This is a genomic window from Micromonospora sp. Llam0 (assembly GCF_003751085.1).
In the GTDB taxonomy this organism is placed as follows: domain Bacteria; phylum Actinomycetota; class Actinomycetes; order Mycobacteriales; family Micromonosporaceae; genus Micromonospora_E.
This window is the reverse complement of sequence record NZ_RJJY01000001.1, coordinates 1,597,223-1,621,493: the sequence shown is the minus strand read 5'-3', so window position 1 is coordinate 1,621,493 and position 24,271 is coordinate 1,597,223. Positions and strand designations below refer to the sequence as shown.

Below are 24,271 nucleotides of genomic sequence, written 5' to 3'. Positions count from 1 at the left end.
CCCACCCGAAAGCAGAAGCAGTACTAGCAGCATCAGCCGTTGCCGACACGAACTCACCAGTGTCTCCGCCAAATGAGCACCCCCACCCCACACTCGGAGGCGGCAGGCTCCCTACCCGACCTTCGCCGGGAGAGCGCTCCTTAGAAAGGAGGTGATCCAGCCGCACCTTCCGGTACGGCTACCTTGTTACGACTTCGTCCCAATCGCCAGCCCCACCTTCGACAGCTCCCTCCCACAAGGGGTTGGGCCACCGGCTTCGGGTGTTGCCGACTTTCGTGACGTGACGGGCGGTGTGTACAAGGCCCGGGAACGTATTCACCGCAGCGTTGCTGATCTGCGATTACTAGCGACTCCGACTTCACGGGGTCGAGTTGCAGACCCCGATCCGAACTGAGACCGGCTTTTTGGGATTCGCTCCACCTCACGGTATCGCAGCCCATTGTACCGGCCATTGTAGCATGCGTGAAGCCCTGGACATAAGGGGCATGATGACTTGACGTCATCCCCACCTTCCTCCGAGTTGACCCCGGCAGTCTTCGATGAGTCCCCGCCATAACGCGCTGGCAACATCGAACAAGGGTTGCGCTCGTTGCGGGACTTAACCCAACATCTCACGACACGAGCTGACGACAGCCATGCACCACCTGTGACCGCCCCCGAAGGACCCCACATCTCTGCAGGTTTTGCGGCCATGTCAAACCCAGGTAAGGTTCTTCGCGTTGCATCGAATTAATCCGCATGCTCCGCCGCTTGTGCGGGCCCCCGTCAATTCCTTTGAGTTTTAGCCTTGCGGCCGTACTCCCCAGGCGGGGCGCTTAATGCGTTAGCTGCGGCACAGAGAACCGGAGAGGCTCCCCACACCTAGCGCCCAACGTTTACAGCGTGGACTACCAGGGTATCTAATCCTGTTCGCTCCCCACGCTTTCGCTCCTCAGCGTCAGTATCGGCCCAGAGACCCGCCTTCGCCACCGGTGTTCCTCCTGATATCTGCGCATTTCACCGCTACACCAGGAATTCCAGTCTCCCCTACCGAACTCTAGCCTGCCCGTATCGACTGCAAGCCCACAGTTGAGCTGTGGGTTTTCACAGTCGACGCGACAAGCCGCCTACGAGCTCTTTACGCCCAATAAATCCGGACAACGCTCGCGCCCTACGTCTTACCGCGGCTGCTGGCACGTAGTTGGCCGGCGCTTCTTCTGCAGGTACCGTCACTTGCGCTTCGTCCCTGCTGAAAGAGGTTTACAACCCGAAGGCCGTCATCCCTCACGCGGCGTCGCTGCATCAGGCTTCCGCCCATTGTGCAATATTCCCCACTGCTGCCTCCCGTAGGAGTCTGGGCCGTGTCTCAGTCCCAGTGTGGCCGGTCGCCCTCTCAGGCCGGCTACCCGTCGTCGCCTTGGTAGGCCATCACCCCACCAACAAGCTGATAGGCCGCGAGCCCATCCCAAGCCGAAAAACTTTCCACACACCACCATGCGGCAGCATGTAATATCCGGTATTAGCCCCGGTTTCCCGGGGTTATCCCAAAGCCTGGGGCAGGTTGCTCACGTGTTACTCACCCGTTCGCCGCTCGAGTACCCCGAAGGGCCTTTCCGCTCGACTTGCATGTGTTAAGCACGCCGCCAGCGTTCGTCCTGAGCCAGGATCAAACTCTCCAACAAAAACTTGTGAAGAAATCAAACCCGGCATTATAAAATGCCAAGGAATCACCAACCAGAAAACCACCACAAACGCGGCAGTCAACCAGCCGGGAACCAAACAAACTTTGGCACTGGCTTATCAAGCACCCTGTTGAGTTCTCAAAGAACAAACACACACCAGCAGAACCACCCACACCAAGCAGGCAACCCCACCAGGGCCATCCGTCCCACCCGACTTCCGCCGGGCACTTTTACTACCTTACTCCGACTCTTTCGCCCCGTCAACCCGGGTTTTTCCGGATCGTGGTGCTTCGTGCCGGTTTGACCACCTGGTCGAGCGCGCGGCGTTACCCGTGCGTTCGAACCTGGTTTTGCAGGCCGGCCGCGACGTCTCCGTCGGCTCGCCCGGTGCCCTGCGGTCGTCAACCCTAGCCGGTCGGTCCCGCCGCTCCAAATCGGCCCCGGCTCTGCCGGTGCGATCCTCGCGGCCCCGCCCGCCAGCTCCGTTCGGTGCGAACACCCGGACCTGGAGGTTGTCCCACAGTTCCGGCCGGTCACCTCGGCTGCGTTTGCGGCTCCGGTGTTTCCGTCCGTTCCCCTGCGGGCAGAGAGAAAGTTACGCGCCCGCCCGATCAGTCGTCAAATCGAGCGAACGCGTCCCACGTCACAACGTCGATTGACGCCTATCTGACCAGCTCAACCCCGGCAAACGTGCGCTTGCCGCGCCGCAGCACCAGGAACCGGCCGTGCAGCAGCGTCTCGGCCTGGACCACCGCCTCGACGTCCGACACCCGCTGATTGTTGAGGTAGGCGCCACCTTCGGCGATCGCCCGGCGTGCCTCGTTGAGACTGCCGACAAGTCCCGACTCCTTCAACAACGCGGCCACCGCCGGCATCTCGCCGGTCACCGTCAGCAGGCCTGCCTCCCGCAATGCGGCGTGCAGTGTCTCCGGAGCCAGTTCGTCCAGCGACCCTCGGCCGAACAAGGCCTGGCTCGCGGCCACCGCCTGGGCCGCCTCCGCCGGACCGTGCACCAGCGCGGTGAGCTCCTCGGCCAACGCCCGTTGGGCGATCCGCGCCGCCGGCCGGGCCGCCGACTCCCGCTCCAGTTCGGCTATCGTCTCGCGATCCCGGAAGCTGAAGTAGCGCAGGTAGCGCCCGACGTCGCGGTCGTCGACGTTGACCCAGAACTGGTAGAAGGCGTACGGGCTGGTCAGCGCGGCGTCCAACCAGACCGCGCCGCCCTCGGTCTTGCCGAACTTGGTGCCGTCCGACCGGGTGACCAGCGGCGTGGTGAAAGCGTGCACCGGGCCGGCTCCACGGCGGCGTACGTAGTCGACCCCTGCGGTGATGTTGCCCCACTGATCGGAGCCACCGAACTGCAGCAGGCAACCGTGCCGCCGGTGCAGCTCGAAGAAGTCGTTCGCCTGCAGCAGCTGGTAGCTGAACTCGGTGAAGCTGATGCCGCTGTCCAGCCGGGCCCGGACCACCTCACGGGCGAGCATCCGGTTGACCGGGAAGTGCTTGCCCACGTCCCGGAGGAACTCGACGACCGACATCGGCCCGGTCCAGTCCAGGTTGTTGACCGCCTGCGCCGCGACCGGCCCGGTGAACGAGACGAACGGCGCGAGCTGGTCGCGGATCCGGTCGACCCAGCCCGCCACCACCTCGGGCGGGTTCAGGTTACGCTCACCGCCCTCCTTCGGGTCCCCGATCTGCCCGGTGGCCCCGCCGACCAGCAGCAGCGGCCGATGTCCGGCGAGTTGCAGCCGACGGGCGGTGAGCACCTGGACCAGGTGGCCCACATGCAGACTTGGGGCCGTCGGATCGAAGCCGACGTAGAAGGTGGTGGGGTCGCTCAGCTGCCGACCCAGCTCGGTCACATCCGTGGCATCCTGGATCAGGCCTCGCCAACGCAGTTCGTCCAGCACGTCGGGCATACCGGCCGGGTCTTGTTCGTCCGTCACGGCGCGATTGTCCCTCATCGCGGACCAGCACGGACATCCGGTTTCCGACCTGCGGCGCGGGTCGGTCCGGCGCCCAATCGCATCGAGGAAAGTCGTTTGCCTTCGGGAAACCGGCGCAGGGTCCTCCGGCCCGCTAGGCGGGGCCACCCGACTCTGACCGGCAGATCGCCGGGCGGCGTGCAATGAGAGTGCCGGCAGGGCAGTCGAGCGCCGGCGGAAGGAGCCGACGGTGAACACCATAGAGTCGACGACCAAGCAGCGTGACGGCCGTCAGCCGGTCACGGTCGAACCGACCGGATCGACCCGTCGGCCGGCGGAGCAGCCCAGGCTGACCGTACGGCACGTCGACGGCGAACGGTACGCGGTGCAGGTCCGTGGCCACCAACTCGTCGTCGACCAGCCGGTCAGCGGCGGCGGCTCGGACAGCGCACCGACGCCGGTCGAGTTGTTCGTGGCCGCGCTCGCCTCATGTGTGGCGTACTACGCCGGCCGCTACCTGGTCCGGCACGGACTGTCCCGGGACGGGCTCGCCGTCGGTGCCCGGTACGTGATGGCGGCCGACCGGCCGGCCCGGGTCGCCGCGGTGCGGATCGAACTGAGTGTTCCGGACGAGCTGCCGCCCGGACGCCGGGCGGCGCTGCGGGCCGTCGCCGCGCACTGCACGGTGCACAACACATTGCTCGACGCGCCCGAGGTGGAGATCGAACTGGCCGCTACCTGACCTGCGCCGATGACGCCGGATCGGCCGGTGTCGGCGGGGACACCGGCCGGCTGAGCGGGTTTCACGTGGTCGATCACCACGCCGTGCCCACAACGGGCGGCTGTGGCAGGGTGGCACCGTGGCGATGACACCCGTGAGCCCGGCGGCGCGTGGCGCCCACCGAGCCGTCCGGCTCGAGGATGCCGTCCACGCCTTGTTGGAACGCCGGCTGCGGCGACGAGGTTGGGATCTCACGCTCATTCCGTACACCGGCTACGGCGCACCGGGCTGGGTCCGGGTGATGGCCCGGGTGCTGCTGGGTCGGCCGGATCCCCCACGTCGGCGGGCGAAGAAGGTACGGGGCTGGCGCAGCTTCGCCACCCTGCCGGTCAAGGACGCACCGGTGGTGATCGAAGCCGGCGGCAAGCGGCACGAGGTCCAGGCCGACCGGGGCGGGTTCGTGGACACCGTCGTGCCGGCCGATCTGGAGCCTGGCTGGACGTCGGTACGACTACACAGCGGTGACTCCGAGCCGGTCGACGCGCCGGTACGCATCGTCGACCCGCAGGTCCGGTTCGGCATCATCTCCGACATCGACGACACGGTCATGGTGACCGCGCTGCCCCGGCCGATGCTGGCCGCGTGGAACACGTTCGTGTTGGACGAGCACGCCCGGGCTTCGGTCGCCGGGATGGCGGTGCTGTATGAACGCCTGGTCACCGCGCATCCGGGTGCGCCGGTGCTCTACCTGTCCACCGGTGCCTGGAACGTCGCGCCGACCCTGAGCCGCTTCCTGTCCCGACATCTCTACCCGGCCGGCCCGCTGCTGCTGACGGACTGGGGTCCGACCACGGAACGGTGGTTCCGCAGTGGTCGCGACCACAAGCGCGCCAGCCTGGCCCGGTTGGCGGAGGAGTTTCCACAGATCCGCTGGCTGCTGGTGGGCGACGACGGGCAGCACGATCCGGAGATCTACGCCGAGTTCGCGGCGCAGCATCCGGACAGCCTGGCGGCGGTGGCGATCCGTCGGCTCTCGCCGACCCAGGCGGTCCTGGCCGGCAATCTGCCGGCACCGGCCGGTGAGACCTCCAGGGCTGCCGGGCCGGGTGGCCGGCGGTGGTTGTCCGCGCCCGACGGCGCCGGCCTGGCACACCTGCTGCGCGAGGCGCGACTGCTGTGACCGGCCGGCGGCTCGGCTGACCGACGGCTCAGGTTGGGGGCGGGGCGTCCGACGGGCCGGCCTCGACCAGGCGCTGTCGGAGCCGATCGCGGATCTGTTCCGCGGTGTAGGCCCGACGGCGTCGTTCGGCCCGGACGACGACCGCTCCGGTCGCGGCGACCCCGACGAACGCGGCCAGGCCCATTACCTTCCACCAACGCATCGGCCTAGGGTAGTCGAGTGACCGGCGAACCACTCTCCCTCGACACGGCGGTCGAGCTGACCCGCACCGGTGACCTGTGGCTGTTCCGTGGGCGAACGATGCCCGACCGGGCGATCCAGATGACCACGAACAGTCCGGTGAACCACGTGGGGATGGCGGTGGTGATCGAGGACCTCCCGCCGCTGCTGTGGCATGCCGAGCTCGGTCGGTCGCTGCCGGACATGTGGTCGGGCAGCCACCACAGAGGGGTCCAGCTGCACGACCTGCGCGACGCGGTCACGGTCTGGGCACGGCGCTACGGTCAGCGGGCCTGGCTGCGGCAGTTGGAACCGCCCGCCGACGGCGCGATGGAGGATGCCGTGCTACGGACGGTCGCCCGGTTGGACGGCACCCCGTTCCCGTCCACCGCCGCGCTGGCCTGGCGGTGGCTACGGGGTCGTGCCCCGTCCGTACGGCGGGCGCCGCTGGCCGGCGCGGTACGCGAACGGTTGGCCACCTGGTTGCCGCCGTACGGACGGGGCACGGCCGGCGTCGAAGCAGCCGAGGTGTCGGGCGGCGCCGACGAGGTGTCGGGCGGCGCCGAGCCGTCGGCTGACGGTACCGCCGGCCGGCCGGATCTGGAGAGTGTCTACTGCGCCGAGGTGGTCGCGGTGACCTACGAGGCGATGGGGCTGCTACCAACGGGCCGGCGAACCAACTGGTACGACCCGGGCCGGTTCTGGAGTGGTGACCGACTCCGGCTGAGCGACGGTGCGCAGCTCGGGGTGGAGATCGCGGTCCGGGTTCCGCCAGCGACCGTCGGACGGCGGGCCGCCGACACATCGGGATGACCGGCGCCGACGACCAACCGGTGAGCGATCAGCCGGCTGACGAGTCCGGCCAGGACCGGTCCGCCCGGTGGGAACGGCGACTGGCGGTGCCGGTGCTGGTCGCGGCGCTGGCCTCGGTTCCGGCGGTGTTCCTCACCCTCGCCGGCGGGGCCCTGGCAACGGTCGGTGAGGTCCTGCACTGGGCGAGCGGAGCGGTGCTGGTCGCCGAGACCGCCGTACTGCTGGCCTTCTCCGCCGACCGGCTGTCCTGGCTGCGGCGCAACCGAGGGCTGGTAACACTGACCCTGATCGTGGTCCCGGTCACCATCCTGGCGTTGGGGCCGCTGCAGGTGTTCCGGTTGATCTACACGGTAGGCACGTTACGGCTGGTCCGGGCCCGGCGGATCGTGCGCGCTGTGCTGGTGCTGCACGGCCGGTTCGGGCCGAGCGGGCCGTGGGCGACCGCGTTCGCCCTCGGCGCCGGAGTGCTGGTCGCCGCGTTCGTGGCGATCACGCTGGTGGATCCCACGTCCCGCTCCCGGATGCTGCTGCAGGACTGGTTCGGCTGGACCGGCAGCGGTCACGTGGTCGCGGTCTGCCTGGCCGGTGCGATCGTGTTCGGTGCCACCTGGGTGGCGCTGCGCAACCGTCGCCAGTCCGGGCAGAGCGACGACGCGGCGCCGGAGTAGCGGTGCTCAGGTGACGCAGGGCGGCCAGCCGCCGCGACTCCCGCGAGGGACAATGGTCGGGTGAGACCGTGGCTGCAGCTGACCAGCGCTGACCTGATCGCCCAACTGCCGGCTGGCGAGGACCAGCAGGTGCACTTCCCGGAGGCTCTGGTCGAGGCGGTGATCGACGAGTACACCACACCCGGGCAGGCGGTGCTCGACCCGTTCGCCGGCTACGGCACCACACTGGTGACCGCGGCGCGGATGGGTCGACGGGCGACCGGCGTCGAACTGCTGCCTGACCGGGTCGCGCTGATCCGGCAGCGACTCGCCGGGGCGGCCGGTGCCGAAATCGTCGACGGTGACGCCCGGAAGCTGATCGGCCTGGTCGACGGGCCGTTCGACCTCTGCCTGACCTCACCGCCCTACATGGACGCGACCGACCATCCGGAGAACCCGCTCAACGCCTACGAGACTCTCGACGGTGACTACACCAGCTACCTCGACGAGATCGGTGACGTCTTCGGGCAGGTCGCCCAGTTGCTGCGGCCGGGCGGCCACGCCGTGGTCAACGTGGCGAACATGCGGGTCGACGGCCGGGTGACCACCCTCGCCTGGGACGTGGGTCGGGTGATCCGCGGCCATCTCACTCTGCTCCAGGAGTCGTTCCTGTGTTGGGACCGCCAGCCCGACTGGCTGACCGGCGACTACTGTCTGGTCTTTCAACGGCCGAGCTGAGCGCGCGGTTCTCGGCGTCGGTGTGGTCGCCGTCGTCCCGCGAGGATGGGCGTAGCCGTACGCCACTGATGGCGTGGTGATCGACGGAGGCGACGGTGAGGGTCCAGCCGTCGACCCGGACCGACTCGCCCGCGTCGGTGGGAATGTGGCCGAGCCGGGCCAGCACCAGACCGGCCACGGTGGTGTAGTCGCCGTCCGGGCGGCCGGGCAGGTCGACCCCGATGTCCGGCAGGTCGTGCACGGGGAAGGTCCCGGGGACCAGCATCGTGCCGTCCGGCTCGGTGCGTACCGCGCGGATGTCCCGGTCGGTCTCGTCGTAGATCTCGCCGACGATTTCCTCCAGCACGTCCTCCAGGGTGACGATGCCGTCGACGGCACCGCGTTCGTCGACAACCAGCGCGATGTGCTGACGGTGTGTCTTGAACCGGCGCAACGCGTCGACCACCGGCAGCGACTCGGGCAGCAGCATGGGCGGGCGGGCGACCGCGTCGACCGGCCGGTCGTCGGGTACGCCGACCAGGTCGCGCAGGTGAATCACACCGACGGTGTCGTCCAGCATCCCGTTGCGGACCACCGGCGCGCGGGAGTGCCCTGAGGTGGCCAGCACGATCCGGGCCGCCTCGGCGGACGTCCCGCTGTCCAGCGTGAAGACCTCCAGCCGGGGCACCAGCACGGCCCGCAGCCGCCGGTCGGCGATCTCCAGTGCCCCGGAGATGATGGTCTGCTGCTCGGCGCTGAACGCCCGGTGACCGGCCACGATGTCGCGCAGTTCGTCCGGGCTGATCTCGTCGCGGGTTGCCTTCGGATCGCCGCCGACGAGGCGAACCACGAGGTCGCTGGTGGCGCCGAGCGCCCAGACCGCCGGTCGGGCCAGGCTGGCCATCATGTCGAGGGGCCGGGCCACCGCCAGGGCCCACCGCTCGGCCCGCTGCATGGCCACCCGCTTCGGGGCCAGTTCGCCGAAGACCAGTGTGACGAAGGTCAGCACCAGGGTGATCAGCACGATCGCCACCGGCTCCGCAGCCCGGCCGAGCACGTCCAGCGCTGGCACCAGCGGCTCGGCCAGCGACACCGCGGCGGTGGCCGAGGCCAGGAACCCGGCCAGGGTGATGCCGATCTGGATGGTGGCAAGGAACCGGTTCGGGTCCTTGGCGAGCTTGGCCAGGACCCGACCCGTCCGACGGGACCGTTCCAGCCGCTGCAGCTGGCTGTCGCGCAGTGACACCAGGGCGATCTCGCTACCGGCGAAGACCGCGTTCAGCACCACCAGGATCCCGACCAGCGCGAGTTGTGTTCCGTACCCCTGCACGTACGCACCTTTCATCGCCGCCGTCGTGACCCGGATTCCGTCGCCGGTGTGCTGCGGCCTGCTTTGCCCACCCGGGCCGAAGGCGAATCCTGCCACCCGTCCGGGTTTCCGGGCCGGTCGGCCCGCCCGCCGGTCACCTGGCATCCGCCGTCGCTGTGCCCGGCCGGTGGGCGAAGACCCCTAGCATTCTCTCAGCAAGATTTCGTAGTGTCGGGTCGCATGAGCTGGAAGCATCACCTTGCCGTACGGATCGCCCGGTCCACCGGAATGCAGATCACCCGTCGGGGCGGCCGTCCCGCCTTTGTCCGCCGCCCGCACCGGCTGCTGCGCCAACCGGTGTTCATTCTGTCGTCGGTCCGGTCGGGGTCGACACTGTTACGAATGATGCTGAACAGCCACTCTTCGCTCTACGCTCCCCACGAGCTGCATCTGAGCAAGTTGCGGGTGGAATTCAGTGACCACTACATCACCGACAGCATGGGCGAGTTGGGCTGGGACGCCCAGGAGGTCACCCATCTGCTGTGGGACCGGGTGTTGGATGCGGCGTTGCAGCGCAGTGGCAAACAGGTCCTGGTCGAGAAGACTCCGCACAACGTGTTCATCTGGCCCCGGCTCGCCCAGGTGTGGCCGGACGCGCGGTTCGTGTTCCTGCTACGCCACCCGGCCGCGATCCTCGACTCGTGGACCAGGGCCCGACCGCAGCAGACGCCGCAGGAGGCTGCCGAGAGCGTCGGCCGGTACCTGACCAAACTCGCCGAGGCACGCCGGGTGCTTCCCGGACACACGGTCCGCTACGAGGATCTGGCCGCCGATCCGACGACCGAGACCCGGCGCATCTGCGAGTTCCTCGGTCTGGAGTGGGAATCGGACATGGTGGAGTACGGCCGTTTCGACCATGGCCGGATCAAGGCCGGGCTCGGTGACTGGACCGGACGGATCCGTACCGGCACGGTCCAGCCGCCCCGGGAACTGCCGGCCGACGTGGCGCTGCCGGGTCCGCTGTTCGAGGTGGCCCAGGGCTGGGGCTACCCGGCCCGGCGGGACGACTGAAGGCCGAGGTGCACTGCGGCGGTGGCCTTGCGGAACGCCTCGACGGCGCCGACCGGATCGCCGGTGTCGGCCAGCACGTCACCGAGTTCGGCCCAGGCCCGGGACGCCTGTCGCGAGGCGTGCAGCCCGCTGAGGGTCGCGGCGGCGCCGGCGAACATCTCCCGTGACTCGGCGATGTCGCCGGCGGCGGCCAACGCGGCGGCCAGCGCGGTCTGGGCCCGGGCCCGCTCCAGATGTGCCTGCCCGCCGAGTTCGGCCAGTGACCGCCGGGCGCTGCGCACCGCGCCGGCCACGTCGCCGTCCAGCAGCAAGGTGCGGGACAGCTCGGTCAGTACGCAGCAAAACCGGCCAGGTTGGAGCACTGCTCGGGGCCTTGGCGGCCCTCCCAGCGCGGGCCTTCACCCCCGGCCTGAAGGCCGGAGCACTGGCCCGCATTTGACTCATGTCCGGCCCCCTGACTGACAGTCAACTGCCTACTCTTCCAGAGTCAACAGCTCCGGAGGTCGCCCGTGTCCGAGCCCTCGTACCACCCCGGTCCACGGCTCTCCCGACAGGAGACCGCAGTGCTTGTCGCCTACCTGTCCGGGCTGACCATGGTCGCCTCCGCCCGTCGCGTCGGCGTCGGTCTCGGCACCGCGAAGCAGTACCTCGAGCGGGTCAAGCGCAAGTACGCCGCCGGCCGCCCGGCCCAGACGAAACTGGAGCTTGCCCGGCGGGCCGTCGAGGACGGCCTGCTGCCGTGGGCGGAGCAGCCGTCGCGCCGCGCCGGCTGACCGCCCGCCGCCGCAGCGATCTCCCGTCATCCGGTCACGTTCGGTGACCCGGCCCGGCCGCCGCGCGGCCGAGGAGCGGCCCGGCGGTACGCGCTGACCGTCGGCTCGCCGGCCAACCAGAAGCGCCACGGCGTGTGCGGGGCCGCGCCCACCCCCACCCGGGGGCCGGTCCGGACAGCTCCCGCCGGGACCGGCGCCGGCGGTGGCGTCAGCGACACCGGGCCGGTGCCGTCGAGCACCGACGTACCGTTCGCCGTGCCGTCCAGCCCGAGCGCGGCCATCAGCCGGGCCGGACCACGGGCCAGGTCCCGGTCCGGCACCCGCAGGCCACGCCGCCGCCGGGCGGACCCGTGCCCGGCGACGACCTCGCCGGCCCGCAGCAGCACCGCCGCCGCCTGTCCCGGCGGGCCGGTGACCACGTTGCCGCACCAGTGCATCCCGTAGCTGAAGTAGACGTACAGCTGACCGGGCGGCCCGAACATCGGGGCGTTGCGCGGCGTACGGCCCCGGTGGGCGTGCGAGGCGGGATCCGCGCCGACCCCGGCGTACGCCTCGACCTCGGTGAGCCGGACCTCGACGTCGCCGACGGCGACCCGGCAACCCAGCAACGCGCGGGCCGCGACGTCGACCGGTCCGGCGAGCACCGTCGCGAGATCGCCGACCGGCGCGGGTGGTCTCATGGTGCCAGCACAGCACAGCGGCGCAGCATGGCGCAGCGACCCAGCACACCACCGCCCGGGAGCGACCGATGAGTCCCGCCGACACCCCGCCACCGCCGTACTACCTGGTGGTCTTCACCTCCACCCGCACCGACGACGACCACGGCTACGCGACCACCGCCCGCCGAATGCTGGAACTCGCCGCCGCGCAGCCGGGCTTCCTGGGCGTGGACAGTGCCCGGGACCCAGCCGGGGTCGGCATCACCGTCTCCTACTGGCGTGACGAGGAGTCGATCGTCGCCTGGCGTCGACACGTCGAGCATCTGATCGCCCAGGCCGACGGCCGGGCCCGGTGGTACGCCAGTTTCGCGGTGCACGTGGCCCGGGTGGAGCGGGCCTACCGGTTCCCGCCGCCCACCCGGTGACCCGGACCCGGCCGGTGACCAGGTCAGCGGGGCACCACCGACTCCGCCGCCCACCGCCGCCACCCGGACAGCTGCTCGGTCACGGCAACCAACTGGTCGGACACCGGACCGGGGCCGGTCGAACCCGGCGTGGTCCGCACCGCGAGCGCCGACCGTACCGAGAGCACGTCCCGGACGCCGGCGTCCAGGTGCTCGCTGACCAGCCGCAGGTCATCGTCGGAGACCTCGTTGAGCGCGCACTCCCGGGCCGAGCAGAGCGCTACCAGCTTGCCGGTGACCTCGTGTGCGTCCCGGAACGGCACACCCTTGCGGACCAGCCAGTCCGCCACCTCGGTGGCCAGGGTGAACCCGGCCGGGGCGGCGGCGGCGAGCCGGTCCACCCGTACCGTCATGGTGGAGATCATCCCCGCCAGGGCCGGCAGCAGCAGTTGCAGGGTGTCGACGGCGTCGAACGCCGGCTCCTTGTCCTCCTGCATGTCCCGGTCGTAGGTCAGCGGCAGCCCCTTGAGCATGGTCAGCACCGCCACCAGCCCGCCGACGAGACGGCCGGACTTGCCCCGGGCCAGCTCGGCGATGTCGGCGTTCTTCTTCTGCGGCATGATCGACGACCCGGTGGCGAAGGCGTCGTCCAGCTCCACCCAGCCGAACTCCTGCGAGGTCCAGAGCACCACCTCCTCCCCCAGCCGGGACAGGTGCACCCCGACCATCGCGGTGACGAAGAGGAACTCGGCGGCGAAGTCCCGGTCGGCGACCGCGTCCATCGAGTTGGCGAACGAGGTCCGGAACCCCAGCTCCTTGGCGACCGCGACCGGATCCAGCGGAAGGCCCGAGCCGGCCAGCGCGCCGGCGCCCAACGGCGACACCGAGGTACGGGCGTCCCAGTCGCGCAACCGCTCCAGGTCGCGCAGCAGCGGGTGGACGTGGGCCAGCAGCCAGTGCCCGAACGTCACCGGCTGGGCGTGCTGCACGTGGGTCATCCCCGGCGCCGGGGTCTCCAGGTGCCGCTCGGCCTGCTCGACCAGGGCACCGGCCAGCTCGACCAGCTGGGCGGCCAGGCCACGGGCGTGGTCACGCAGATACAGCCGCAGGTCGGTGGCGACCTGGTCGTTGCGGGACCGGCCGGCGCGCAGCTTGCCGCCGAGCGAGCCGAGCCGCTCCAGCAGGCCGCGTTCCAGCGCGGTGTGCACGTCCTCGTCGTCCACGGTCGGCCGGAACGACCCGGAGGCGCAGGCCGCCTCCAGGTCGTCCAACGCGGCCAGCATCCGGCCCAGTTCGTCCGGGTCGAGCAGGCCGGCGGCGGCCAGCACCCGGGCGTGCGCCCGGGAGCCGGCGATGTCGTACGGGGCCAGGCGCCAGTCGAACTGGACGCTGACCGACAACCGGGCCAGCGCCTCGGCCGGCCCGCCGGCGAAGCGGCCACCCCACAGGCTGGTGCGGTTCGGGCTGGCGGTGTTCTCGGTCAGGCTCTTGTCGTCCACGGCGACCATTGTCGGGGTCAGGCCTGCGAGCCGGGCAGCCGGGTTTGCCCACCGGGGCCGGCGAGCCGGGTGTCGCGGGCGGTGGCCAGCCGACTGGACAGCCCCCACAGCTGCACGAAGCCCTTCGCCTGGCTCTGGTCGAAGGTGTCACCGGTGTCGTAGGTGGCCAGGTTGAAGTCGTACAGGCTGGCGTCGGAACGCCGGCCGACGACGACCGGCCGGCCGCCGTGCAGCACCATCCGGACCTCACCGGTGACGTGCCCCTGCGTCTCGTCGATGAACGCGTCGAGGGCCTGCTTGAGCGGGGAGAACCACAGGCCGTCGTAGACCAGCTCGCCCCAGCGCTGGTCCACGGTCCGCTTGAACCGGGCCACCTCGCGCTCCACGGTGACGTTCTCCAGCTCCTGGTGGGCGGTGATCAACGCGATCGCGCCCGGTGCCTCGTACACCTCGCGGCTCTTGATCCCGACGAGCCGGTCCTCGACCATGTCCAGCCGCCCGATGCCCTGCGCGCCGGCGCGCCGGTTGAGCTCCACCACCGCCTGGTACGGGCTGACCGTCTCGCCGTCGACCGCCACCGGCACGCCGGCATCGAAGGTGATGGTCACCTCGTCGGCGTCGCGCGGCGCGGCCGGGTCGGCGGTGTAGGAGTACAGGTCCTCGATCGGGGCGTTCCAGATGTCCTCCAGGAAGCCGGTCTCCACCGCCCGGCCCCACAGGTTCTGGTCGATCGAGTACGGCGACTTGTGCGACACGTCGATCGGCAGCCCCTTCTCCTCGGCCAACGCGATCGCCTTGTCCCGGGTCCAGGCGAAGTCGCGGGCCGGGGCGACGACCTTCAGCTCCGGCGCGAGCGCGCCGATGCCGACCTCGAAGCGGACCTGGTCGTTGCCCTTGCCGGTGCAGCCGTGCGACACCACGGTGCCGCCGTGCTTGCGGGCCGCCGCGACCAGATGCTTGACGATCAGCGGCCGGCTCAGCGCCGACACCAGTGGATAGCGGTCCATGTAGAGGGCGTTGGCCCGCAGCGCCGGCAGGCAGAAGTCTGCGGCGAACTCGTCCCGGGCGTCGACCACCTCGGATTCGACAGCGCCGCAGTCGAGCGCCCGCTGCCGGATGACGTCCATGTCCTCGCCGCCCTGGCCGACGTCGACCGCGACGGCGATCACCTCGGCACCGAGTTCCCCGGCGAGATAGGGAATGGCGACCGAGGTGTCCAGGCCGCCGGAGTAGGCGAGTACCACCCGCTCAGTCATGATGTGATGCTCCTCGGTTGAATGTGCGTATCGGAAAATCAGGTGGTGGTCGGGCGGTTCAGCGGGGGTGGTCGGGCGGTTCAGGTGGTGGTCGGGCCGGGCGGGGTGGCGGCCCAGGTGGAGAGCTTGCCGGCCAGGTCGGCGCCGCCGACCGGGTCGCGGGCGACGACCAGGATGGTGTCGTCACCGGCGATGGTGCCGACCACGTCCGGCAGCCCGGACCGGTCCAGCGCGCTGGCCAGGAACTGCGCCGCACCCGGTGGGGTACGCAGCACGCAGATGTTGCCACTGGCGTCGACCCCGGTCAGCAGCTCGTGCAGCAGCCGGACCAGGCGGGCCGGGGCCTGCTCGGCGGGACGCAGCGTCGGGTTGCCGTCCTCCGGGATGAGGTAGACCGCTGGGCCGCCGTCCCGGCCGCGGACCTTAACCGCGCCGAGCTCCTCCAGGTCCCGCGACAGGGTCGCCTGGGTGACCTGCATGCCGTCGGCGGCGAGCAGCTCGGCCAGCTCGGTCTGGGAGCGGATCGCCTTGGCCCGGATCAGTTCGATGATCCGGGCGTGCCGGGCGGTTCGGGTCGCCGGCCCGGTCACGACGACTCGTCCGGCTGGCGCAGCAGCCAGGCCAGCAGCGCCTTCTGCGCGTGCAGCCGGTTCTCCGCCTGGTCGTACACGGCACTGCGCGCGCCGTCGAGCACCTCGTCGGTGATCTCCTCGCCACGGTGGGCGGGCAGGCAGTGCAGCACGATCGCCTCCGGCGCGGCGGCGTCGAGCAGATCCTGGTTGACCTGGTACGGCCAGAACGGAGTACGCCGGTCCCGGCCGTCGCCCTCCTGGCCCATCGACGTCCAGGTGTCGGTGGCCACCACGTCAGCGCCGTCGACCGCCTCCTTCGGGTCCCGGATGACCTGCACTGACCCGCCCGTCCAGGCGGCGATCTCCCCGGCCCGGGAGACCACCGAAGGGGACGGGTCGTGCCCGGTCGGCCCGGACACCCGCACATGCATCCCGGCGGTGGCCCCGGCGAGCAGGTAGGAACTCGCCATGTTGTTCGCGGCGTCGCCGACGTAGGTCAGGGTCCGCCCGGCGGTGCCGCCGCAGTGTTCCCGCACGGTCAGCAGGTCGGCGAGCAGCTGGCAGGGGTGAAACCCGTCGGTGAGCGCGTTGACCACCGGCACGCTCGCGCCGGCGGCGACCTCGGCGAGCCGCTCGTCGCCGAAGGTACGCATCACGATCGCCGCGACGTAGCGCGACAGCACCCGGCCGGCGTCGGCCAGCGTCTCGCCGCGACCGAAGTGGGTGGCCTGGGTGTCGACCACGATCGGGTTACCGCCCAGCTCGGCGATGCCGACGTCGAACGACAGCCGGGTCCGCAGGCTCTGCTTGTCGAACAGCACCGCCACCGAGCGGGGGCCGGCCAACGGCCGGTGGCCGTACCGGTCGGCCTTCATCTCGGCGGCCAGGTCCAGCACGGCGGCCTGCTCGGCCGGGCTGAGGTCGTCGTCGCGCAGCAGGTGCCGGATCACGACGCCGCTCCAGAGGTCGCCGCAGCGTCGGTGACGGCGGTGAGGACGGCCGGCAGCGCGGCCAGGAACTCGTCGGCCTGCTCGGCGGTGAGAATCAGCGGCGGAGCCAGCCGGAGCAGATCCGGCTGGGCCGGGTTGACCAGGAAACCGGCGTCGCGCAGCGCGGCGGCGACCGCCGGGGCGGCCGGCGCGGTGAGCACCAGGCCGAGCAGCAGACCGGCACCGCGTACGCCGGAGACCAGCGGATGGCCGAGCGCTTCGACGCCGCGACGCAGCTGCTCGCCGACCCGTTTGACGTGGTCGAGCAGCCCTTCGGCGGCGATGGTGCGCAGCACGGCGAGAGCGGCGGCGCAGCAGACCGGGTTGCCACCGAAGGTACTGCCATGGCTGCCCGGGGTCAGCAGCGCGGCCGGGGTGAGCGGCGCCGCCGAGTCGCCGGCCGGTACCACGTCGAGATCCACTGTGGCGGCGATCGGCGAATCGGCGAACGCGATGCAGGCACCGATCGGCAGCCCGCCGCCCAGCCCTTTGGCGAGAGTGACGATGTCCGGGGTGATCCCGTCGGCCTGGTGGGCGAACCAGTGGCCGGTCCGTCCGACTCCGGTCTGCACCTCGTCGAGGGTGAGCAGGGCACCGTGCCGGCTGGTGATCTCCCGGGCGGCGGCCAGGTAGCCGGGCGGCGGCACCACCACGCCGGCCTCGCCCTGGATCGGCTCCAGGATGACCATGGCGGTGCGGTCGGTGACGGCGGCGGCGAGCGCGGCGGTGTCGCCGTACGGCACATGGGTGACCTCGCCGGGCAGCGGCCGGAACGGGTCGGCCTTGGCCGGCTGCCCGGTCAACGCCAGGGCCCCCATGGTCCGGCCGTGGAAGCCGTCGTGGGTGGCGACGACGTGGGTCCGGCCGGTACGCCGGGACAGCTTGAACGCGGCCTCGACCGCCTCGGCCCCGGAGTTGCAGAAGAACACCGCACCGGGGCGTCCGGTCAGGGCGAGCAGCAGTTCGGCCAGGGCCACCGGCGGTTCGGCGACGTAGAGGTTCGAGACGTGTCCGAGGGTGCCGATCTGCCGGGTGACGGCCTCGACGACCGCCGGGTGGGCGTGCCCGAGCGAGTTGACCGCGATGCCGCCCAGCAGGTCGAGGTAGCGTCGGCCGTCCTCAGCGACGACGGTCGCGCCCTCGCCGCGCACCAACGCCAGCGGTGGTGTGCCGTAGTTGTCCATCAACGATGCGGACCAGCGGTCCCGCAGCGAGGCCATTCAGGACTCCCCGTCGTTCGTCGGATCGGTGACCATGGTGCCGAAGCCCTCCGAGGTGAAGACCTCCAGCAATGTGGAGTGGGCCACCCGGCCGTCGACCACGTGCGCGGCGGGTACCCCGCCGCGCACCGCCCGCAGGCAGGCCTCCATCTTCGGCACCATGCCGGCGGCGAGGGTGGGCAGCAGGTCGGCCAGGTCGTCGGCGTCGATCCGGCTGATCAGGCTGGCGGTGTCGGGCCAGTCGGCGTACAGGCCGGGCACGTCGGTGAGCACGACCAGCTTACGGGCCCGCAACGCGACGGCCAGCGCGGCGGCGGCTGTGTCGGCGTTGAGGTTGTGCAGCACGCCGTCGACGTCGGGCGCGACCGTGGAGATCACCGGAATCCGGCCGGCCGAGATGATGTCGGCGACCGCCGACGGGTTGACCGTGTCGACGTCGCCGACCTGGCCGACATCGACCGGCTCACCGTCGACCCAGGCGGGCCGGCGGACGGCGGTGAACAGGTGGGCGTCCTCGCCGGACAGTCCGACGGCGTACGGCCCGTGCTCGTTGATCAGGCCGACGAGTTCCCGGCCGACCTGGCCGACGAGCACCATCCGGACCACGTCCATCGCTTCCGGGGTGGTGACCCGCAGGCCGCCCTTGAACTCGCTGGCGATACCGAGCCGGCGCAGCATGCTGGAGATCTGCGGCCCGCCGCCGTGCACCACGACCGGTCGGATGCCGGCGTAGCGCAGGAAGACCATGTCGGCGGCGAAGGCCCGCTGCAGCTGCGGGTCGATCATGGCGTTGCCGCCGTACTTGACGACCACGGTGGCCCCGTGGAAGCGGGCCAGCCAGGGCAGCGCCTCGATCAGGGTGGCGGCCTTGGTCTGGGCGAGGCTGAGATCGCGGCTCAGCTGTCCGTGGGAATCCGTCATGTCGAGTACGCCGAGTTCTCGTGCACGTACGCGTGCGACAGGTCGTTGGTCCAGATGGTCGCGGTGTCGGAGCCGGCCTTCAGGTCGATACGGATGTGCACCTGCCGGCCGGTCAGGTCGACCTGGTCGCGGGGCGCGGCGGCGGCCCCGTCCCGGCAGATCCACACGTCGTTGATCGCCACGTCGAGCTGGTCAGGGTCGAACGTGGCGCTGGTGGTGCCGACCGCCGCGAGGATCCGCCCCCAGTTGGGGTCGTTGCCGAACAGCGCGGTCTTGACCAGGTTGTTGCGGGCCACCGCCCGGCCGACCTGCACCGCGTCGGCCTCGCTGGCCGCGCCGAGCACCTCGATGGCGGCCTCCTTGCTGGCACCTTCGGCGTCGGCGATCAGTTGCCGGGCCAGGTCGGCACAGGCGGCGGTGACCGCGGCGGTCAGCTCCCCGGCCGACGGGGTGACCCCGGAGGCGCCGCTGGCCAGCAGCAGCACCGTGTCGTTGGTGGACAGGCAGCCGTCGGAGTCGATCCGGTCGAAGGTGGTCCGGCAGGCCTCGCGCAGCGCGGCGGCCAGGTCGGCGGCGTCGGCGAACGCGTCGGTGGTCAGTACGCAGAGCATCGTCGCCATGGACGGGGCGAGCATGCCCGCGCCCTTGGCCATCCCGCCGACCCGCCAGGCCTGTCCGCCGGTGCCGGCCGGGCCGCCGTCGACGACGGTCGTCTTCGGCCGGGTGTCGGTCGTCATGATCGCTTCGGCGGCGGCCGGTCCGGCGTCGACGGAGAGCCCGGTGACCGCCGCGGTCACTCCGGCGAGCAGCTTGTCCATCGGCAGCCGTTCGCCGATCAGCCCGGTCGAGCAGACCGCGACCTCACCGGCCCCGACGTCCGTGCCACCTGTCGCGCTGAGGGTCGTGGCGACGTGTTCGGCGGTGGCATGGGTGTCCTGGAAGCCGCCCGGCCCGGTGCACGCGTTGGCCCCGCCGGAGTTGAGCACCACCGCGCGCAGTTTGCCGGCGCGCAGCACCTGCCGGCTCCACCGCACCGGCGCGGCCTGCACCCGGTTGGCGGTGAACACCCCGGCGGCGGTGGTCGCCGGTCCCTCGTTGACGACCAGAGCGACGTCGGTCGCACCGCTGGCTTTGAGCCCGGCGGCCACCCCGGCCGCCCGGAACCCCTGGGGAGCCGTGACCGTCATGGCGAAACCCCGAAGGCGGTCAGGCCAGTGGTCTCCGGCAGGCCGAGCATCAGGTTGGCGCACTGTACGGCCTGACCGGCGGCACCCTTGCCGAGGTTGTCGATGGCGCTGGTCACGATCACCCGTCCCGAGTCGACGTCGGTGGTCACCTGCAGGTGGCAGGCGTTGGATCCGAGAGTCGCTGCGGTGGCCGGCCAGGTGCCGGCTGGCAGGAGGCGGACGAACGGTTCGTCGGCGTACCCGGCGGTCAGCGCCTCGCGCGCGGCGGTGGCCGGGTCGGTGCCGGCTCCGCCGGCCGGGCGGGCCGTGACCGTGGCCAGGATGCCGCGCGGCATCGGAGCCAGCACCGGGGTGAAGGACAGGCTGGTCGCTCCGGTGGCCTGCTTGATCTCCGGCACGTGCTGATGCGCGCCGACCTTGTACGGCGACAGGCTGCCCATCACCTCGCTGGCCAGCAGGTGGGTCTTGGCGGACCGGCCGGCGCCGGACGTACCGCTGGCGGCGACCACCACGACGTCGTCGGGGGCGACCACTCCGGCGGCGATCAGCGGCGCGAGCGCCAGGGTGGTGGCGACCGCGTAGCAACCGGTGGCGGCGACCCGGTCGGCGGCGGCGACCCGGTCCCGCTGGCCGGGTAGCTCCGGAAGCCCGTACGCCCAGGCGCCGACGTGCTGGCCGCCGTAGTAACGGGACCAGGCGGCGGCGTCGGCGAGCCGGTGGTCGGCACCGAGGTCGACGACCTTGACGTCGGCCGGCAGGGTGGCGGCGAGCGCGGCCGACTCGCCGTGTGGCAGGGCCAGGAAGACCAGGTCCGCGGCGGCCAGGTCGGTCGGATCGGTGGCGACGAACACCAGGTCGAGGCCGGCCAGATGCGGGTGTACGGCGGCGACCGGAGCGCCCGCCTGGCTGTGCGCCGTGGCGGCGACCAGGTCCAGTTCGGGGTGCCCGGCGATCAGTCGCAGCAGCTCTCCCCCGGCGTACCCGCTCGCGCCGGCGACGGCGACCCGGATGCCCATACCCACCTCCGCATTTCTATGCAGAGGACGGTATCAGGATGCATCCGGGCCGACAAGACCCTTTCCCGACCCCGTCAGACGCCTGACGGCTCGCACCCGGCCTGTCAGCTGTCGACGACCTCCACCTCACGCCAGAAGGCGACCCGGTCCCGGACCATCTCGGCCGCCGGAAGCGGTGCCGGGTAGTACCAGACCGCGTCGGCGCTGCGCTGACCCTCGTGTTCCAGACTGAGGTAGGAGGCGTCGCCCTTCCACGGACAGTGGGTGTGAGTGTCGGAGTCCCGCACCAGGTCGTCGCGCAGTGACGACCGGGGGAAGTAGTGGTTTCCTTCGACGACGACCGTGTCGTCGCTCTCGGCGATCACGAGTCCGTTCCAGATGGCCTTCGGCATGAGATCCAGCGTATCCACCGGCACGGCAACGGGCGCGGCGATCGACGTCGGTGGGTTCACCTCGTCACCGGCCGGACCCCGCCTTCCGGATCGGCTGCTCCTGCCACCCGGGCAGGCTCTCCGGCCGCTGTGGCGCTCTGGCACACACGACGTACGAATCCGGTGCCGTCACCCCGTGCCGACCCCCCAGCCGGGCCATCACCGCCGCGTGCAGCTCACGCGGACCGGTCCGCCGGTCCACCGGTGCCGCATACCCGACCAGCGAGGTGGCCCCGCCCACACCGGTGCGGACGAACACCCGGGCCGTCGGGTCGTCGGCCGACTCCCGCAGGGTCGCCTCGATCGAGCCCACGTCGATCCAGGACGCGTTCACCTTCGCCCACCCCGCGTCGCGCTCGATCCGGTCGAGTTCGACCAGCTCGCCGAGCTTGTCGACGTCGACGTCGTGCTCCACGGCCGTGGTCAGGATCCGTTCCAGTGACCGGAGCAGCGCCGCCGCCTCGTCGTTGGTCACGTGCCGCACGTCGTAGGTGAGTCCGAGGACCGCGGTCGGCTCGGTCTGCAGGATGGTCAGCCGAATCGGATCCACCGTGGTCGTCTCCAGACCGCTGGTCACCTCGGTCACGTCGGACCGCGCGCCACCGTGCCGGTCGAAGGCCGCGCCCCGGCCGGTGCTCATGTCGTTGACGATCAGGTCCCGGTGCCGGGGGCAGCCCCGCTGCACGCCGATCGACTCGACCAGCTCGGCGACGGCAGTGGCGTCGAAGTAGGCGTACTGGTAGGCATTGAAGATCGCGGCGTGGGTCTGCCGCAGCGTCTCGTAGAACGAGGGCGAGGTGGTGAACGGGACCAATGCGCTCTGCACGATGCTGCCGACGAAGTTGCGCATCCGGGGCAACGCCCGGTTGCTGTAGAGCGTGTCCAACGCGGCCAGATCGGTATCGGTCCACCAGGACAGCAGCGTGGCCATGGTGGTGACCAGGACCGTCGCCGGCGTGACCCGGGTCCGCGCGGACACCTCCCGCAGCGCCCTGGCGACCGGGACGGACCGCATCGTCGCGAGCCTGAATTCCGGTGGGCCCGATGTGCGGGCCGGCACCGACAGCAGGCAGGCAGGAAGCTCATGCAGCTGCCTGGACCAGTAGTTCAGGGTCTTCGCCATCCGCCGTTTCGCCTCGGGCGTGCGCTCGTACTCGGCCTGGTCCGGGGGCTGCCAGATCGGTGGTCCTACCTGGCGCTCGGACGAGGCGACGAGTTCGACCAACTCGTCCAGCACGATGCCGGCCGCCACCAGGTCGGCGACGACGTGGGAGAACTCGAACACGGCCCGGACCGGAACCCCGGCGTCGGTGGCCACCGCCATCCGGACGGGGAAGTCGCCACCGTGGTCGAACTGTGCCGGCGGGTCGGTGATGTGGGTCCGGTCCCCGGCCGCCGGCCCCAGCTCCAGCAGCAGCACGTCGATGTGGCCGGTACGGAACACCCGCTGCGTCCGTCCGGTGGCGGCGCTCGTGTCGTAGACCGTCCGCAGCCCCTCGTGCCGGGACACGAGAACGCCGACCGCGTCGAGTACCTCGTCGACGGTGTGACCGGCCGGCAGGTCGGCGTAGAGCGCGAACACCGCGCCGTGGCCCTCCCACCCCATCCAGTCGAAGACGTTGCCCTGGGCGAGAGTCACCGGCCATTCACCCTCGCGGCCACCCGCGAAGGGCACCCGCACCGTACGCCGGGTGATCGACGTCTCAGCTGTGGTCATCGCTTGCCTCCGATCTGGATCGTCCTGGCACGGACCGGTCCGGGTCCGGCTACTTCCGGTTGCTGTGCACGGCTTCGTCGGCGACCGCCGGTTCACCCGGCGCCGGTTGCGACGAGGGCTCGTTCGACGCGGCGTCCGCGCCGTCACCCGGTGCCGGCGGCGGTGTCGGCGCCGGCTGCGGGCGCACCAGCAGCCGTAGCCCACAGAGCACGATGACCACCGACAGCAGGGCCAGCAGCAGCCGGTAGTCCACGACGACGATGAGCGCCGCGGCCAACCCGATGCAGGCCGTCTGCGGAACCGTCACCATCACCCCGGCGGTGGTGAAGACCCGGCCCTGCAGCCGCGGTGGCGTGTGTCGCTGCAGCGTCGTGTTCCATCCGATCGAGAACCAGGTGACCGCCAGCCCGACCCCGATCGCCCCGCCCAGCACCACCGAGGTGGCGCCGACGGCCAGCACGGCGCAGCCGATGCCCAGCCCGATCAACGCCCCGCCGATGGCCCGGGCCTCGCCGACGCGGCGCAGCAGCCACGCCCCGGTGAACCCGGCGATGATCGAGCCGATGCCCTGCACGCTGACGATCACGCCGAAGAACGCCGCCGGCCGGTGCAACCCCTCCTCGACCACGACGAAGATGATCGGTTCCAGGAATCCCACCGCCCCGAACGCGACGGCGCTGAGCACCGTGACCTGGGTCAGCAACGGGACGGAACGGATGTAGCGGATGCCCGCGAGGACCTCGCTGCTGAACCGCTCCTCGGTGCGTTCCGGCTGCGACTCGGTGACGCGCACCGTCGCCAGAGCGATGATCGCCGCGACGAAGGTCAGCGCGTCGAGCAGCGCCAGCATGTGGCCGCCGAGCGCCGCGTAGATGCCGGAGCCGACCAGCGGCGCCAGGATCCGGGTGAACCCGAACAGCGTGCCGAACGCCGCGTTGGCCGACCCCAGGTCCTGATCCGGCAACAGGTCCTTGAGCAGGGCGCTGCGGCCCGCGGTGAGCACGGTGGAGACACAGCCGTAGAGGACGGCGACGGCGTAGATGATCCAGGTGTCTTCAGCGGAGCGCACGAACAGCAGTGCCAGCACCGCCACCGCGGCGAACGCGTTGGTGGCCATCAGCAGCGGTTTGCGCCGAATCCGGTCGATCTGCCGGCCGACGAACGGGGCGAACAGCACCGGTACGCCCATCGCGAGGAAGACGACACCGGCCGCCGAGTTGCTACCGGTGAGTTCCTTGACCCAGATGCCGAGGGCCAGCAACAGTGCGGTGTCCCCGAATCCGGACAACGCGTCGCCGACGTACAGCCGCCGGAACTGGGGATCTCGGATAGCACTCACTCAACTCAACGCCTCTCGGTTCGGC

24 protein-coding genes and 1 rRNA gene are annotated in these 24,271 nt (G+C 70.9%); 8 read left to right on the top strand and 17 right to left on the bottom strand.

The window, feature by feature from the left end:
• Nucleotides 1–144: 144 nt before the first annotated feature.
• Nucleotides 145–1,661, bottom strand: a 16S ribosomal RNA gene (locus EDC02_RS07320).
• Nucleotides 1,662–2,323: 662 nt separating this feature from the next.
• Nucleotides 2,324–3,580: a tyrosine--tRNA ligase gene (gene tyrS, locus EDC02_RS07315; RefSeq protein ID WP_123604585.1), complete on the bottom strand. Its 1,257-nt coding sequence runs from the start codon at nt 3,578–3,580 to the stop codon at nt 2,324–2,326.
• A gap of 256 nt (nt 3,581–3,836) precedes the next feature.
• Between tyrS and EDC02_RS07310 the strand changes: the two genes are divergently transcribed.
• Both EDC02_RS07310 and EDC02_RS07305 read left to right on the top strand, forming a co-directional pair.
• Nucleotides 3,837–4,328: an OsmC family protein gene (locus tag EDC02_RS07310; protein ID WP_233605784.1), complete on the top strand. Its 492-nt coding sequence runs from the start codon at nt 3,837–3,839 to the stop codon at nt 4,326–4,328.
• A gap of 124 nt (nt 4,329–4,452) precedes the next feature.
• Nucleotides 4,453–5,487: an App1 family protein gene (locus EDC02_RS07305; protein WP_123604583.1), complete on the top strand. Its 1,035-nt coding sequence runs from the start codon at nt 4,453–4,455 to the stop codon at nt 5,485–5,487.
• A gap of 28 nt (nt 5,488–5,515) precedes the next feature.
• Here the strand turns inward: EDC02_RS07305 and EDC02_RS40735 are convergent, their stop codons facing one another.
• Nucleotides 5,516–5,689: a hypothetical protein gene (locus EDC02_RS40735; RefSeq protein WP_199757528.1), complete on the bottom strand. Its 174-nt coding sequence runs from the start codon at nt 5,687–5,689 to the stop codon at nt 5,516–5,518.
• Nucleotides 5,690–5,706: 17 nt separating this feature from the next.
• On the opposite strand from EDC02_RS40735, the gene EDC02_RS07300 reads away from it, so the two are divergent.
• The 3 genes from EDC02_RS07300 to EDC02_RS07290 are packed head-to-tail and all read left to right on the top strand — an operon-like array spanning nt 5,707 to nt 7,904.
• The gene (locus EDC02_RS07300) at nt 5,707–6,519 is read left to right on the top strand and encodes a hypothetical protein (protein ID WP_123601300.1); all 813 of its coding nucleotides are present in this window, start codon (nt 5,707–5,709) and stop codon (nt 6,517–6,519) included.
• Between the two features lie 20 nt (nt 6,520–6,539).
• Nucleotides 6,540–7,187, top strand: coding sequence for a hypothetical protein (locus tag EDC02_RS07295; RefSeq protein WP_123604582.1), 648 nt, complete (start codon nt 6,540–6,542; stop codon nt 7,185–7,187).
• A 60-nt stretch (nt 7,188–7,247) separates the two neighbouring features.
• The gene (locus tag EDC02_RS07290; protein ID WP_123601299.1) at nt 7,248–7,904 is read left to right on the top strand and encodes a TRM11 family methyltransferase; all 657 of its coding nucleotides are present in this window, start codon (nt 7,248–7,250) and stop codon (nt 7,902–7,904) included.
• On the opposite strand, the gene EDC02_RS07285 is transcribed toward EDC02_RS07290, so the two are convergent.
• A complete protein-coding gene (locus EDC02_RS07285) occupies nt 7,813–9,213 on the bottom strand; it encodes a hemolysin family protein (RefSeq protein ID WP_123604581.1) in 1,401 nt (466 codons plus the stop codon). The genes EDC02_RS07290 and EDC02_RS07285 overlap by 92 nt on opposite strands.
• Before the next feature lie 219 nt (nt 9,214–9,432).
• On the opposite strand from EDC02_RS07285, the gene EDC02_RS07280 reads away from it, so the two are divergent.
• Nucleotides 9,433–10,263: a sulfotransferase gene (locus EDC02_RS07280; RefSeq protein WP_123601298.1), complete on the top strand. Its 831-nt coding sequence runs from the start codon at nt 9,433–9,435 to the stop codon at nt 10,261–10,263.
• Here EDC02_RS07280 and EDC02_RS07275 read toward each other — a convergent pair.
• Nucleotides 10,239–10,625: a hypothetical protein gene (locus tag EDC02_RS07275; protein WP_148083360.1), complete on the bottom strand. Its 387-nt coding sequence runs from the start codon at nt 10,623–10,625 to the stop codon at nt 10,239–10,241. The two genes, EDC02_RS07280 and EDC02_RS07275, sit on opposite strands and share 25 nt — an antisense overlap.
• Before the next feature lie 147 nt (nt 10,626–10,772).
• Between EDC02_RS07275 and EDC02_RS07270 the strand changes: the two genes are divergently transcribed.
• On the top strand, nt 10,773–11,036 hold the full coding sequence (locus tag EDC02_RS07270; protein WP_148083359.1) for a hypothetical protein: 264 nt from the start codon (nt 10,773–10,775) through the stop codon (nt 11,034–11,036).
• Nucleotides 11,037–11,062: 26 nt separating this feature from the next.
• Here the strand turns inward: EDC02_RS07270 and EDC02_RS07265 are convergent, their stop codons facing one another.
• Entirely contained in the window at nt 11,063–11,716 is a 654-nt protein-coding gene (locus EDC02_RS07265; RefSeq protein WP_123601295.1) for a DNA-3-methyladenine glycosylase, read from the bottom strand.
• A 68-nt stretch (nt 11,717–11,784) separates the two neighbouring features.
• Between EDC02_RS07265 and EDC02_RS07260 the strand changes: the two genes are divergently transcribed.
• Entirely contained in the window at nt 11,785–12,120 is a 336-nt protein-coding gene (locus EDC02_RS07260; protein WP_123604580.1) for an antibiotic biosynthesis monooxygenase, read from the top strand.
• A 23-nt stretch (nt 12,121–12,143) separates the two neighbouring features.
• Here EDC02_RS07260 and argH read toward each other — a convergent pair whose 3' ends face one another.
• From argH to EDC02_RS07205, 11 genes are all read right to left on the bottom strand, one after another.
• Entirely contained in the window at nt 12,144–13,607 is a 1,464-nt protein-coding gene (gene argH / locus EDC02_RS07255; protein WP_123601294.1) for an argininosuccinate lyase, read from the bottom strand.
• 8 nt (nt 13,608–13,615) lie between these two features.
• Nucleotides 13,616–14,854: an argininosuccinate synthase gene (locus tag EDC02_RS07250; RefSeq protein ID WP_123601293.1), complete on the bottom strand. Its 1,239-nt coding sequence runs from the start codon at nt 14,852–14,854 to the stop codon at nt 13,616–13,618.
• 80 nt (nt 14,855–14,934) lie between these two features.
• Entirely contained in the window at nt 14,935–15,444 is a 510-nt protein-coding gene (locus tag EDC02_RS07245) for an arginine repressor (RefSeq protein WP_123601292.1), read from the bottom strand.
• Nucleotides 15,441–16,376 (bottom strand): ornithine carbamoyltransferase, encoded by a 936-nt coding sequence (gene argF / locus EDC02_RS07240; protein ID WP_123601291.1) that lies wholly within the window; start codon nt 16,374–16,376, stop codon nt 15,441–15,443. The genes EDC02_RS07245 and argF overlap by 4 nt, the downstream gene beginning before the upstream one ends.
• Entirely contained in the window at nt 16,373–17,635 is a 1,263-nt protein-coding gene (locus EDC02_RS07235) for an aspartate aminotransferase family protein (protein ID WP_123601290.1), read from the bottom strand. The genes argF and EDC02_RS07235 overlap by 4 nt, the downstream gene beginning before the upstream one ends.
• Entirely contained in the window at nt 17,636–18,556 is a 921-nt protein-coding gene (gene argB / locus EDC02_RS07230; protein ID WP_123601289.1) for an acetylglutamate kinase, read from the bottom strand.
• Nucleotides 18,553–19,743: a bifunctional glutamate N-acetyltransferase/amino-acid acetyltransferase ArgJ gene (argJ, locus tag EDC02_RS07225; RefSeq protein ID WP_123601288.1), complete on the bottom strand. Its 1,191-nt coding sequence runs from the start codon at nt 19,741–19,743 to the stop codon at nt 18,553–18,555. Before argJ ends, argB begins: the two co-directional genes overlap by 4 nt.
• Entirely contained in the window at nt 19,740–20,759 is a 1,020-nt protein-coding gene (gene argC, locus EDC02_RS07220; RefSeq protein ID WP_123601287.1) for an N-acetyl-gamma-glutamyl-phosphate reductase, read from the bottom strand. The genes argJ and argC overlap by 4 nt, the downstream gene beginning before the upstream one ends.
• A gap of 104 nt (nt 20,760–20,863) precedes the next feature.
• Nucleotides 20,864–21,151, bottom strand: coding sequence for a DUF427 domain-containing protein (locus EDC02_RS07215; protein ID WP_123604579.1), 288 nt, complete (start codon nt 21,149–21,151; stop codon nt 20,864–20,866).
• 64 nt (nt 21,152–21,215) lie between these two features.
• Nucleotides 21,216–22,907 carry a condensation domain-containing protein gene (locus EDC02_RS07210; RefSeq protein ID WP_123601286.1) on the bottom strand — a complete coding sequence of 564 codons (1,692 nt, stop codon included), beginning with the start codon at nt 22,905–22,907 and terminating at the stop codon, nt 21,216–21,218.
• A gap of 49 nt (nt 22,908–22,956) precedes the next feature.
• The gene (locus EDC02_RS07205) at nt 22,957–24,246 is read right to left on the bottom strand and encodes an MFS transporter (protein WP_123601285.1); all 1,290 of its coding nucleotides are present in this window, start codon (nt 24,244–24,246) and stop codon (nt 22,957–22,959) included.
• Nucleotides 24,247–24,271: the final 25 nt, after the last annotated feature.